The organism is Bacillus paranthracis, from assembly GCF_024296885.1.
In the GTDB taxonomy this organism is placed as follows: domain Bacteria; phylum Bacillota; class Bacilli; order Bacillales; family Bacillaceae_G; genus Bacillus_A; species Bacillus_A paranthracis.
The window spans coordinates 646,524-660,374 of sequence record NZ_CP101135.1 but is presented as its reverse complement, the minus strand read 5'-3'; the positions used below and the strand labels follow the sequence as shown (position 1 = coordinate 660,374).

The 13,851-nt window shown below is 33.9% G+C and carries 12 protein-coding genes; 7 read left to right on the top strand and 5 right to left on the bottom strand.

The features are described 5' to 3' along the window. The first annotated feature begins 9 nt into the window (after nt 1-9). Both NLJ82_RS03300 and NLJ82_RS03295 read left to right on the top strand, forming a co-directional pair. The gene (locus NLJ82_RS03300; protein ID WP_001010257.1) at nt 10-963 is read left to right on the top strand and encodes an ABC transporter substrate-binding protein; all 954 of its coding nucleotides are present in this window, start codon (nt 10-12) and stop codon (nt 961-963) included. Between the two features lie 381 nt (nt 964-1,344). Next, nucleotides 1,345-2,694: a peptide MFS transporter gene (locus tag NLJ82_RS03295; protein WP_000338308.1), complete on the top strand. Its 1,350-nt coding sequence runs from the start codon at nt 1,345-1,347 to the stop codon at nt 2,692-2,694. 43 nt (nt 2,695-2,737) lie between these two features. On the opposite strand, the gene NLJ82_RS03290 is transcribed toward NLJ82_RS03295, so the two are convergent. Together NLJ82_RS03290 and NLJ82_RS03285 are read right to left on the bottom strand one after the other, a co-directional pair. Then, nucleotides 2,738-2,917, bottom strand: a complete 180-nt coding sequence (locus tag NLJ82_RS03290; RefSeq protein WP_000382683.1) for an acid-soluble spore protein H — start codon at nt 2,915-2,917, stop codon at nt 2,738-2,740. A 186-nt stretch (nt 2,918-3,103) separates the two neighbouring features. Beyond that, entirely contained in the window at nt 3,104-3,391 is a 288-nt protein-coding gene (locus tag NLJ82_RS03285) for an ArsR/SmtB family transcription factor (protein ID WP_000081429.1), read from the bottom strand. Nucleotides 3,392-4,202: 811 nt separating this feature from the next. Between NLJ82_RS03285 and NLJ82_RS03280 the strand changes: the two genes are divergently transcribed. Beyond that, nucleotides 4,203-5,822 carry an L-lactate permease gene (locus tag NLJ82_RS03280; RefSeq protein WP_000109108.1) on the top strand — a complete coding sequence of 540 codons (1,620 nt, stop codon included), beginning with the start codon at nt 4,203-4,205 and terminating at the stop codon, nt 5,820-5,822. Between the two features lie 115 nt (nt 5,823-5,937). Beyond that, a complete protein-coding gene (locus NLJ82_RS03275) occupies nt 5,938-6,303 on the top strand; it encodes a DUF3139 domain-containing protein (RefSeq protein WP_001035535.1) in 366 nt (121 codons plus the stop codon). Nucleotides 6,304-6,475: 172 nt separating this feature from the next. Here NLJ82_RS03275 and aspA read toward each other — a convergent pair whose 3' ends face one another. The 3 genes from aspA to gloA2 form a co-directional block, all read right to left on the bottom strand. Next, nucleotides 6,476-7,909: an aspartate ammonia-lyase gene (aspA, locus tag NLJ82_RS03270; RefSeq protein WP_000562151.1), complete on the bottom strand. Its 1,434-nt coding sequence runs from the start codon at nt 7,907-7,909 to the stop codon at nt 6,476-6,478. Between the two features lie 162 nt (nt 7,910-8,071). Further along, entirely contained in the window at nt 8,072-9,370 is a 1,299-nt protein-coding gene (locus NLJ82_RS03265) for a hemolysin family protein (protein ID WP_000353302.1), read from the bottom strand. A 107-nt stretch (nt 9,371-9,477) separates the two neighbouring features. Next, a complete protein-coding gene (gene gloA2 / locus NLJ82_RS03260) occupies nt 9,478-9,864 on the bottom strand; it encodes an SMU1112c/YaeR family gloxylase I-like metalloprotein (RefSeq protein WP_002081606.1) in 387 nt (128 codons plus the stop codon). 89 nt (nt 9,865-9,953) lie between these two features. Here gloA2 and NLJ82_RS03255 point away from each other — a divergent pair, with 89 nt between their 5' ends. The 3 genes from NLJ82_RS03255 to NLJ82_RS03245 all read left to right on the top strand — a co-directional run bounded on the left by NLJ82_RS03255 (nt 9,954) and on the right by NLJ82_RS03245 (nt 13,833). After that, nucleotides 9,954-11,132, top strand: a complete 1,179-nt coding sequence (locus NLJ82_RS03255) for a NupC/NupG family nucleoside CNT transporter (protein WP_000668854.1) — start codon at nt 9,954-9,956, stop codon at nt 11,130-11,132. A 190-nt stretch (nt 11,133-11,322) separates the two neighbouring features. After that, nucleotides 11,323-12,336, top strand: coding sequence for an LCP family protein (locus NLJ82_RS03250; RefSeq protein WP_000834034.1), 1,014 nt, complete (start codon nt 11,323-11,325; stop codon nt 12,334-12,336). A gap of 234 nt (nt 12,337-12,570) precedes the next feature. Further along, nucleotides 12,571-13,833: a VanW family protein gene (locus NLJ82_RS03245; protein ID WP_000777382.1), complete on the top strand. Its 1,263-nt coding sequence runs from the start codon at nt 12,571-12,573 to the stop codon at nt 13,831-13,833. Nucleotides 13,834-13,851: the final 18 nt, after the last annotated feature.

Genomic DNA, 13,851 nt, shown 5'->3' with positions numbered 1-13,851 from the left:
GGGTACATAATGAATTTCATGCGAAAGAAATCGTTTACAGTATTTGTATTTTTACTAGCCTTTTCACTACTTTTAAGTGCTTGTGGAAAATCAAATACGAAAGAAGATACAAAAAAAGAAATGATTACAGTTGAACATGCAATGGGGAAAACAGAAGTTCCTGCTAATCCAAAACGTGTAGTTATTTTAACAAACGAAGGAACTGAAGCTTTACTTGAGCTAGGTGTGAAACCAGTTGGGGCTGTAAAATCTTGGACTGGTGATCCATGGTATCCACATATTAAAGATAAAATGAAAGATGTAAAAGTTGTTGGTGATGAAGGACAAGTGAACGTAGAAACAATCGCTTCTTTACAACCAGACTTAATTATCGGTAACAAAATGCGTCACGAAAAAGTGTACGAGCAACTAAAAGCAATTGCACCTACTGTGTTCTCTGAAACATTACGTGGTGAATGGAAAGATAACTTCAAGTTTTATGCGAAAGCATTAAATAAAGAAAAAGAAGGCCAAAAGGTTTTAGCTGATTACGAGAAAAGTATGAAAGATTTAAAAGCCAAACTAGGTGATAAAGTAAATCAAGAAATCTCTATGGTTCGCTTCATGCCTGGTGATGTTCGTATTTATCATGGTGATACATTCTCTGGTGTTATTTTAAAAGAACTTGGATTTAAACGTCCTGGTGATCAAAATAAAGATGACTTCGCAGAGCGTAACGTATCTAAAGAACGTATTTCTGCAATGGATGGCGATGTATTATTCTACTTCACATTCGATAAAGGAAACGAGAACAAAGGCTCTGAATTAGAAAAAGAATATATCAATGATCCGCTATTTAAAAACTTAAATGCAGTAAAAAATGGTAAAGCATACAAAGTTGATGATGTGATTTGGAATACAGCTGGTGGTGTAATGGCTGCTAACCTACTATTAGATGATATCGAAAAACGCTTTGTTAAATAATCTTTCCTTAGCCAGCTCTGCTTCTATGGAGCTGGTTATTTTTCAATTCACTTAAATGTCACATTATTTCATTTTGTATTTTTATTCCCAATATGTTATATTATAAAAGTAAATAGAATGTATTTTCTTTATATCAGAATAAATATTTTAATCTAAATTTTCTGATTAATCATTATTTTATTTTCTTTTAGAATTCAATTATTACATTTGAAAACGCTTATCATCTCGTTTTCAGGGCAAAATACAGTAACGGTTGAAGTAAAATAGAACTTTTTTAGAAATTTTCTTTCTATTTCCATATAATTCTATTGACTTCTAAATATTTTGTAAATTAAAATGATTACATAAATATCCGTTATACAGGATTAGGGGGAAACAAAAATGGATGCAGCTTTAAAATTAGACAAAGCTGGAGAGCAACAATCACCAAAAAAACATCCACCAGGGTTATACTTGTTGTTCTTTACAGAAGCATGGGAAAGATTCAGTTATTACGGAATGCGTGGCTTATTAGTTCTTTATTTAACAACGAGCTTAGTAAGCGGCGGTTTAGGATTTGATAAAGCAGTTGCAGTTCAAATTTACGGTATTTTCACAATGTTAGTATACTTCACACCGATTATCGGTGGTTGGTTAACTGACCATTTCATTACGAAGCGCCATGCTATTACTATTGGTGGTATCATCATGGCAATTGGTAACTTTGTACTATTCTCAATGAACACAAAAACTGGACTATTTTTAGGATTAGGATTATTAGTTATTGGTAACGGATTCTTCAAACCAAATATTTCGACTTTATTAGGTCAATTATATAGCGAAAACGATTCTCGTCGTGATAGTGCCTTCACTATCTTCTACATGGGAATTAACTTAGGTGCTCTTATCGCTCCATTCATTTGCGGTTACTTCGCAGACTATAGATACGGTTTCTTAACAGCTTGTATCGGTATGATTATTGGACAGCTTGCCTTTAATTTCTTAGCACCTCGTTACTTAGGGTCTATCGGAACAACTGTTGTAGGGAAAAAATCTAAAGAAAAAAATGCAAAAGCAATCGAGAAAAAACCTTTAACAACACAAGAGAAAAAACGTACTGCTGCAATTTTAATTTTAACTTGTTTCGTAGTATTCTTCTGGGCAGGATTTGAGCAAGCAGGTAGTTCTTTAACACTTTACACAGATAAGTTTGTGGATCGTACAATTGGTGGATTTACAATTCCAACACCTTGGTTCCAATCTGTAAACCCACTATTCATTATCTTACTAGCATTACCTGTTTCTGCATTATGGATTAAACTTTCGAAAACAAAAAATGGTGATTTGAAAATCCCAACAAAAATGGCATTTGGTATGATTTTACTAGGGATTGGATATTTAGTTCTAACTTTAGCTGTATTAAAAACTGGTAGCGACGAAGGTAACATTACAATGAAAGCAAACTTACTATTCATCGTATTCACTTACATGTTCCATACAATTGGTGAATTATTCTTATCACCAATCGGATTATCTATGGTAAGTGCAATCGCTCCTGTTAAATTAGCATCATTATTAATGGGTGTATGGTTAGCTGGTACTGGCTTCGCAAACTTATTAGCAGGACAATTAGCTGCTTTCACTCAATCTTTAGGATATTTAGAAGTATTCGCAAGTATCGGTATTATCGTAATCGTACTCGGATTAGTACTTCTTATGTTCTCTAAGAAAATTGCACATATGATGGAATAAGAAATAAAAAGACGCTTCTAAACATTTAGAAGCGTCTTTTCTATTACTTCTCCTCTAAAGCCGTCACGTTCACGTGGACGCTTTCTCCAGGATTAGATACATCATACACTTGAGCAACCCCACTCTGCTCGTCACAGCTCTCAATCCATACTGGTACACCTTCATATGTAACGTCGATTCTACTTGAAGAAGATAAAATTTGTTTCACACGTTTTACATCCATTCTACTATCCCTCCTTTTACTTATTACACTCCTTTCTATCTTTTCTTTTCCTTTTAGAATATATTCCATATAGCAACATTTTAATGGTTAGCCTTTTTTCCTTACCCATTAACATTCTTTCTCATATCATCCTTCTAACAAAAAAAGACGTAGATCCCATACGTCTTTTTCCATAATATTCAAATTTTAAGAAAATAATGTTTTTACTACTTCACTTACTTTATCATTATGAATTTGATAATACACTTCCAGTCCTCGTCGTTCAAAGCGTACTACTTTATTTTGTTTTAATTTCGTTAAATGTTGCGAAACTGTTGATTGCGGAATTTCTAACACTTCCTGTAATTGTGTTACGTTACATGTTCCACGTTGCATTAGTTCCATTACTAGGCGTAGACGCAACGGATGCGCTAACGCTCTTAACATTTGTACATCTTCTTCTGAAATACGACATTCGAATTGATTTTGGCTCATAAAGTTCCCCTCATTTTCGTTTTTATTTTCTTTTTATTTATTTATATATCTGTTCTTATATTTCCTGTTACGACATAACTTTATCAACCTATAAAGCTGAAAATTTTTTCCACCTTAACCAGCAAAAAACTCAGGAAAAATTCCTTGCTGATTTTGAATATTATACTATATGATATAACGAAAAAGCAAAACAACGGGCTGCAAATACTTTGCTTGCAAACGTTGTTTTATCAGGCTTTTTGTTATATTTTCACCTCATTGCAACGTACAGTAATGATATTGTAAAATACCGTCTATAATTGATAACCTATCGTAACGTATTTGGGTTATATTTAACCTCTTTGTTACGCTAAAAGGAATTTTCAGTAAAAAGAGCTACCGTAACATTAAATATTAACTTATTACTTTTTAATTCATATTCACTAGCTTGAACTATGATGGAATACTTCCTATTAAATACATTTCCTGTCCCACTCCTAACTTGATCAAATGGGACAAGCGATACATTCTGCAGCTCTATATTCGATACAAAAACGGTCTCTACTATAGAGCTGTAGGATCAATAATGTATAAACAACTATAAGAAAAGAATATGCAAATCATTTATCTCGCCCACTCAAATAGATTTGAGTGGGCTTTTTGTCTACTTTATGAACAAAGCATTTCTTTTAACACTATTATGGAATAATTATACTTTTTTACGTTGACAATAGTGTTGAAGGAGAATATACTAAGCATGTAAGTTGATTGTGAATAGTTTCACAAATTATGTGAATTTCTTCACATAAAATAGATAGGAGTTGTCATTATTATGAGTACTTGGACACAAATTTATGACCCATTAAACAATATTTGGTTATCTGCTCTAATCGCAGCACTTCCAATTTTTTGCTTCATCATTTGTTTAATGGGACTGAAAATGAAAAGTTATATCGCTGGGCTTTACAGTGTGATTGTCGCTATTATTCTTGCTATATTCGTTTATAAAATGCCAGCAACAGTAGCTGTAGCATCTGCCGGATTCGGTATTTTATCTGGATTTTACCCAATTTGTACTATCGTTATCGCAGCAATTTTCCTTTACAAATTAACTGTTAAAACAGAGCAATTCAACATCATTCGTGATAGTATTTCAAGCATTACAAATGATCAACGTTTACAAGTATTATTAATCGCTTATTCTTTCGGTGCTTTCTTAGAAGGCGCAGCTGGTCTAGGGGTTCCAGTTGCTATTACAGCTGCACTACTTGTAGGTATGGGCTTTAATCCATTAAAAGCAGCAGGTATTTGTTTAGTAGCAAACATCGCTGGTGGTGCTATGGGTGCTATGGGTATCCCAGTTACAGTACCAGCACAATTAACTGAATTAGATGCATTAACTATCGGTCGTCAAACTGTTCTTATTCTACCATTCATTAGTATTGTATTACCTTTCTTACTTGTTTCAATGGTCGATGGAATTAAAGGTATTAAAGAAACTTGGCAAGGTATTCTTGTAAGTGGTATTTCTTTCGCAATTACTCAGTTCGTTGTAACTTACTTCTTAGGCGCAGAACTTACTAATATTTTCGCAGCCGTTGTAAGTATGATCTCTCTTGCATTATTCTTACGTGTTTGGCAGCCAAAATCTTCTGCTAAAGAAGAAAAACAAGAAGAAAACGAATCTCATACATTCAATCAAATTTTATATGCTTGGTCTCCATTCGTATTCTTAACTGCATTTGTAACAATTTTTAATTTAAAACCAATTAAAGCTTTATTTGCTCCGGATGGCGCACTAGCAAACCTAGTATTTAACATTCAATTCCCTGGTCTTCATAACGCTGTTATGAAAACTACACCAATTACAAAAGCTGATACACCTTTCGCAGCGGTTTTCAAATTTGATGTATTCTCATCTACAACTACTGCAATCGTATTAGCAATTATCGTTTCACTTATCGTGTACCGCGTAAAAGGTAAAATGGTTAAAGAATTAATGGTTGAAACAATAAAAGAACTAAAAGCTCCAGTGTATACAATCTGTAGTGTTATCGCTTTAGCTTACGTGGAAAACTACTCTGGTATGTCATCTACACTTGGACTTGCATTCTCTTCTACTGGTAATGCATTCCCAATTCTTTCTCCAATCTTAGGATGGATTGGCGTATTCATTACAGGTTCAGTAGTATCAAGTGGTTCATTATTCGCACCGCTTCAAGCAGTAACTGCAGATCAATTAAACATCGTTCCTTCTACTCTTGTTGCATTAAACGTAGTAGGTGGTACAATGGCAAAAATGGTTTCACCACAATCTGTAGCAGTTGCTTGTGCAGCAGTTGGACTAGTTGGTAAAGAATCTGCCCTATTTAAAACAGCAATGAAATACAGTTTAATCTTCTTAGCTATCATTAGCTTACTTCAATTAAACGCTGTATTTAATATCTTTTAAAAATTAAAATAAGTGATAATAAAGAAGGAAAAAGTCCCGTTACAAATCGGGACTTTTCCTTTTTTCAATTTCTTAATAAATCATTTTAATGGTTAAATTTAGGAGGGAAGGAAGATTGAACAAAAAATTGATTATATTAATCTCAATTCTAATTCCTATCGTTTTAGTTACTGTATACATTTTATTTACTAAAGAACAAGCGAAAAAAAGTATTTATAACTATATATCCAAACAAGGAATTACAGAAAAGCAATTAAAATACGTCGATTTTAAAAAAGATTATAAGCGCGGCGGATACAACTTGTTTACGTACGTAAATGATGAAAAAGAAAACATTCACTATGTATATCATTATCAAGATGGGAAAGTAACTTTCTCCGCTTACCTTAATGACCCAGATTATATTAAAGAGAAAGCTTGGGGTGGAAATAGGTTAACTGCTGAAGAATTAAGCATGCTAAAACATCCTCCATTAAAGTAGTTCTTTAATCCATTCAAAAACGTCTTTTTATAAGAAGTTTTGTATTGTTATATTGCTGTTCGTCTTATATAACTCCCCCCTCTCAACATAAAGTAAATTTGAATAGTGATATAAAAACACCTCCTGAATTTGCATACTACGTATGTAAATTCAATGGAGGTGTTTTTTCACATTACATCTTCTTATTCTTTAGTAAAGAAGCACCAGCAATTTCAGGATGCGTCATTTCGAATGGATCTAAAATAATATCTAATTCTTCTTCTGTCAGTACACCATGTTCTAAACATAACTCCCGAACAGATTTTCCTGTTTCAATTGCTTCACGTGCAATACGTGACGCTGCTTCATAACCAATATGAGGGTTAACTGCTGTAATAATTCCAACACTTTTCTCAACATATTGCTTCAGCAGTTCTTCATTTGCTGTAATTCCTTTAATACAATATTCACGGAATACACGGAATCCGTTATTCATAATACTGATAGATTGAATTAAATTAAATACAAGCACAGGCTCCATTACGTTGAGCTCCAGTTGTCCTGCTTCTGACGCTAAGCAAATTGTATGATCATTACCAATTACTTGGAAAGCGACTTGATTAATTACTTCTGCCATAACAGGATTTACTTTACCTGGCATAATAGATGAACCTGGTTGACGAGCTGGTAATTGAATTTCCGCCAATCCAACACGTGGACCAGATGCCATAATACGAAGGTCGTTCGCAATTTTAGACATATTCATCATACATACTTTTAATGCTGCAGATACTTCTGTGTATGCATCTGTATTTTGTGTTGCATCAACTAAATGCTCTGCACCAACCAGTGGGAATCCGCTAAATGTTCGTAAGTGTTTAACCACTTGTTCAATGTAGGTAGGGTTTGCATTTAATCCCGTACCAACAGCTGTCGCCCCCATATTCACTTCATATAAATGTTGGCGGGATTGTTTAATTCTTTTTATATCACGCGCAAGCACTCTGCTATACGCTTCAAATTCTTGTCCAAGACGAATCGGAACAGCATCTTGTAAATGCGTACGTCCCATTTTAATGACGTGATCGAACTCGTTTGCTTTTGCACGGAAAGCAGCATGAAGTTCTTCCATTGTAATAAGAAGTTCTTCTAACATCATAAGAGTTGCAATATGAATTCCCGTTGGGAACGCATCATTCGTTGACTGAGCCATGTTTACATGCGTATTTGGGCTAATTTTTGCATACTCGCCTTTTTCATATCCCATACGTTCTAACGCTCGATTAGCAATTACTTCATTCGTATTCATATTAATAGAAGTTCCAGCACCGCCCTGAATTGGATCTACGATAAATTGATCATGAAATTTCCCATCAACAATTTCTTGCGCTGCCTCTGCAATTTCGTGCCCAATGTCTTTCGCTAAGTAACCAGTATCGATATTTGCAAGTGCCGCCGCTTTTTTCACAATTGCCATTGCCGTAATGAGTGACGGATGGATGCGATATCCTGTAATCGGGAAGTTTTCTACCGCACGTAATGTTTGTACACCATAATAAGCTCTACTTGGTACTTCCTTTTCACCTAAAAAATCTTTTTCTATACGTATATCCTTCGTTGCTATCATTTTCATCACCTATACTTTTCATTCTAAATCCCTATTTAAAAAATTCGCCCTCTAAAAATACGAGTATCATTCAGAAGAATTTTTCAGTGTCCACCTTCACTATATAGCACCTTTTTTGAAAGCGCAAACATTTAATTTTCTATATATACCTTTTATAGAAAATCATTCTTCTCCCTTCTTTATTTCCACTCGTTTAATTTGATGCATATCTTTTTCCAGAACTTTAAAAGAAAAGCCGTGTTTTTCAATAATATCTCCTTCAGCAACGATTTGCTTTTGTACCATAATCCATCCACCAATTGTATCTACATCATCAGCGATTAAGTGTATGCCAAATAAATCATTTACTTCACTAATAAGCACTTTCCCCTCTACGATTTTACACCCTTCACTTATATGCTCTATAGGCGGGTGTTCATCTTCATCGTATTCATCTCGAATTTCCCCAACAATTTCTTCTAAAATATCTTCTAATGTAACAATCCCAGCTGTACCACCATATTCATCATACAACACAGCTAATGGAATGTGTTTTCTTTGCATTTGTAATAGTAAATCATGAATTGGAATATTTTCTAGTACTTCAATGACCGGCCTTGTATATGGCATAATCGAGCAATCCTCGTCCCGATTACCATCCATATAACGAATAAATAAATCCTTTACATTAACCATCCCAATGATTTCATCTTTATCTTCACCAAATACAGGATACCTCGTATATTTTTCTTGTGCGATTATTTTAATATGTGTTTCAAATGGTTCGTCCTCATATAAACCTACAACTTCCGTACGAGGTACCATAATTTCCTTTGCCACTCTATTATCAAATTCAAAAATATTATTTACATATTTAAATTCCCTTTGATTAATCTCTCCGCTCTCATAACTCTCAGATAAGATTAACCGTAATTCTTCTTCCGAATGAGCAACTTCATGTTCAGAAGCCGGATGTAATCCGAATAACCCTGTTACAAGCCTTGCTGAACCATTTAAAGCCCAAATAAACGGATACATTATTCGGTAAAAATAAATAAGTGGCTTCGATAATAATAAGCTAACTTGCTCTGCCCTTTGTATGGCGAACGTCTTAGGAGCAAGTTCACCAATGACAACATGTAAAAACGTAATCACTGCAAAGGCAATAATAAATGAAACTGTGCTGGAAATTGCAGGAGATAAATGCAGTTTTAAAAACAACGGCTCGAGTAAATGTTTTATGGTCGGCTCTCCTAACCACCCAAGCCCTAAAGCGGTAATTGTAATACCTAACTGACATGCTGATAAATATTCATCTAAATTTGAAGTTACTTTTTTTGCTGCCAATGCTCCTCGTCGTTTCTCACTAACGAGTTGGTCAATACGACTGCTACGCACCTTAATAATTGCAAACTCAACAGCTACAAAAAAACCTGTTAATGCAATAAGAATGACTACCATCAGTAATTTTAAAATATCCACATATATCCTTTAGCCTTCTTAGCTAAAGTGACACCTCCTTTAAAAAAGAAGTTTCACTTTAGTTTCTTCATTTACTCAAAAGCAACCCTATATAAAATTCACCAATTTCAAACCTCATACAATTCTAAAGGTAAACCATCAGGGTCTTGGAAAAAGACAAATTTCTTCTCCGTTATTTCATCAATACGGATTGATTCCGTCTTAACACCACATTGGCGTAAATGCTTCACAGCCTCTTCTATATTTGTAACAGCAAATGCTAAATGTCTAAGTCCAGCCGCTTCTGGGAAACTCGGGCGCTCAGGCGGACTTGGAAATGAAAATAATTCAATTTGATACTCTTCTCCTACACATAAATCTAACTTATAAGAATCTCGTTCCTTCCTATATACTTCATTTATCGCTTTAAAACCTAATATTCGATTATAAAAATCCTTTGACACTTCATAATTCGAACAAATAATTGCAACGTGGTGCACTCTACATATATTCATGCTCTCTATTCCTTTCTTTACCAAAGATGCATATTCTCCCTTGAAATGAAAAACATATATAGCAGAATATCTCTTTTAGGGGGCTTACTATGAAATTTATTACTTTTTTCGTGGGACTTATCGTTGTTTTCTTCCTTGCTTATATTGCTAGTAACAATAAGAAACATATTAAATTTAAACCTATTTTCATCATGCTTATTATACAGTTAATTTTAACCTATTTGTTATTAAATACAGAAATCGGTCTCATACTTATTCGGGTCATTTCCAGTCTGTTTACAAAGCTACTCGAGTATGCTGCTGATGGTATAAACTTCGTATTTGGGGGCCTTGCCAATAAAGGTGAAATGCCCTTTTTCCTTACTGTCTTATTACCAATTGTCTTCATTTCCGTCTTAATTGGTATACTGCAACATTTCAAAATACTACCATTTTTCATTCGTTGGATCGGTTACTTCCTCAGCAAAATAAATGGTCTTGGGAAATTAGAATCTTATAATGCTATCGCATCTGCCATTGTCGGCCAATCAGAAGTTTTTATTACGGTCAAAAAACAATTAGCTCAAATTCCAAAACACCGTCTTTATACACTTTGTGCATCTGCTATGTCAACTGTATCTATGTCTATCGTAGGTGCTTATATGACAATGATCGAACCTAAATATGTAGTAACCGCACTCGTTCTCAATTTATTTAGCGGTTTTATTATCGTACTGATTATTAACCCCTACGACGTGAAAGATGATGAAGATATTTTAGAAATAAAAGGCGAAAAGCAAAGCTTTTTTGAAATGCTTGGAGAATACATTCTAGATGGCTTTCGAGTAGCTATCGTTGTCGGTGCTATGCTTATCGGATTCGTCGCATTAATTAGCTGCATTAATGATCTATTCCTCATTATATTCGGCATTACTTTCCAGCAATTAATCGGATTCGTCTTTGCACCAATTGCGTTTCTTATCGGTGTACCAAGTTCTGAAATTGTCGCGGCTGGTAGCATTATGGCAACGAAGCTTGTAACGAATGAATTTGTAGCAATGATGGATCTTAGTAAAATTTCTAATAGCCTTTCTCCTCGTACAGTTGGTATTATTTCTGTCTTCCTCGTCTCTTTTGCTAACTTTTCTTCTATCGGCATTATTTCAGGTGCGGTAAAAGGATTAAACGAAGAACAAGGAAACGTCGTTGCTAGATTTGGCCTTAAATTACTATACGGAGCAACTCTCGTTAGCATTTTATCTGCAATTATCGTAAGCATTATGTTGTAATTAGGTAAAATTTTATCATTTTCTTCTCCCTATCTTTTGTATACAATAACGAATAGATGTCTTTATAAATAATCAAGACATCTATTTTTTATACATGTACAATCGCTTTTATTTAGCGTACAATATTTTTTATGTGTTTGAATGCGCTTCTAGATGTATATACTTTGATAGTTTTAAAGGAGAAAAAATGATGAAATCCGATATGCACAAAGATACTCGAGCCAAAAAGGGACGCTCAAAGAAAAAACGTCTACTTTGGTTCCTTCTTATTCCATTACTGGTTATAGCACTTGGAGCAGGAGGCTACTCCTTCCATATATACAGTAAAGCAAAATCAATTTTAAATAATGCCTATTCTGAACTTGGTCGCGGAGACAAATCCAGCAAACGTGAAAAAGCCGTTAAACCTATGACTGACAACATTTCCATACTTATTATGGGTGTTGATGAAAGTGATATTAGAGACAAGAATTATGGGAAAGCAACTCGTACAGATGCACTATTACTTGCAACCATTAATAAAAACGATAAATCTGTTAAGCTTGTCAGTATTCCACGTGATTCACGTGTCTATATTAAATCACGTGATAAATACGATAAAATTACACATGCGCACGTATTCGGTGGTGTAGATAGCACAATTGATACGGTAGAGAACTTTTTAGATGTTCCAGTTGATTACTATGTAAAATTCAATTTTAAATCCTTTATCAAAATTGTTGATTCCCTTGGTGGGATTACTGTAGATGTTCCAGTGGAGTTCACAGAACAAAATAGTAAAGATGAAGCAGATGCAATTCACCTTAAAAAGGGACGTCAACATTTAAATGGAGAAGAAGCACTGGCACTAGCGAGAACTCGTCATATCGATAGTGATTATATGCGCGGTCAACGACAACAGCTTGTTTTAGAAGCTATTGCTGAAAAGGCACTATCTCTGAATTCCATTAATAAAATCGGTGGTTTATTAGACGCTGTTGATAAAGACTTAAAAACAAATTTAACTTTTGATGATATGATGGCAATTGCAAAAAATTCAATGGATTCCAATTTAAAACTGGATAAAATGCAAGTAGAAGGTACTGATAAATATATAGGTGGTATTTATTATTACGTTCCAAACGAAAAAAGCGTCGATAATATTTCGACAACACTACAAGAACATCTCGGTGTTACGAATAAAAATGAACATAAAAAATTATAATAAAAAGGCTGCTAGAACTTTCTAGACAGCCTTTTTATTATAATTTTCAACATATTTATCGTACATATTGTGACAAAAAGAGACAATTATTACAACAGTGTAACATATTTTATAAAAACATTACACACACAGTGAAAATAATAGTATACTAGTACGTATATAATGTTATTTTCATCATTTTTATACAAAAAATGTAATACATATATTTATACAAAAATTTCTGGGGGGAAATAAATGAAGCTAAGTAAAATACTGATCGGTTCTGCAATTACTGGAGGCATATTACTTTGTGTAGGCGGTATTGGTGGATATCAATATGTATCCAAACTGAATAATCAATTAGATACTACTGCATTACCCAATACTACATTTGAAGGTATTTCTCTCGATGGAAAAAATAAAAAAGATATTCAAGCTATTATTAATCAAAAGATAACTGAGTTAGATCAAAAATCACTTACTTACATATTCCAAAATGATAAACAAACTTACACATGGAAAGATTTAGGAATAAATTATAAAGAAAAAGATGTTATCGACAAAATCTTTAAAGAACAAGAAGGAAATGCAATGAATCGTTACAAAATGCGGAAGCAGGCTGAAAACGGTGAATTAAAACGTGACTATAAATTAACACCTCAATTAAATACAACTGCTTATAAAAGCTTTATGAAGGATAAATATAATGAAACATTAAAAAATCCTGTTAATGCAGAATTAAGTATTGAAGGCACTACAGTAAATATTAGCCAAAGTCAAAATGGAGAAAAAATCGATAAAGAAAAGTTAACTGATTTAACGCGGCAAGCCATTACTTCTGGCACATCTGACGTTACATTACCCGTTACACTATTAAAGCCTGAACGTTCTACAGAAGATATACAGAAAATGGGGATTAAAGAAGTAATTGCTGAATATTCAACTCCAATGGCTGGCCGTAATGGGAATCAATCCTTTAACGTAAATAAGTCAGCTAATACTTTAAGTGGAGTGATTGTCGCACCTGATGAAACATTTAGTTTTAATGGCCGCGTTGGCGTAACGGATGCTGCTCATGGTTATAAATCCGCAGCTGTATATTCACAAGGGAAAGTTATACAAAGTGCAGGCGGAGGCGTTTGCCAAGTGAGTAGTACTTTATATAGCGCAGCTTTAAGAGCAGATTTAGGAATTGTTTCTCGAAGCAACCATTCTATGCCCGTAAATTATTTACCACTTGGGCAAGATGCAGCAGTAGCAGATTATGGTCCAGATTTAAAATTTAAAAACAATACAGGCAATCATATTTATATTCAAGCATTTTCAAATGGAGGTAGTATTACTATACGTATTTTCGGCACAAATACTGGTAAAAATGTTGAAGTTTCTTCTCAAGTAATTAGTAGAACTAATGATAAAATAACAGCAGTTACATATAAAAAAGTTACACAAAACGGTGAAGTAATATCTAATGGGCAAATTTCAAAAAGCGTATATAAAAGCGCTCCAAAACAATAAGACACTATCAAACAAAAA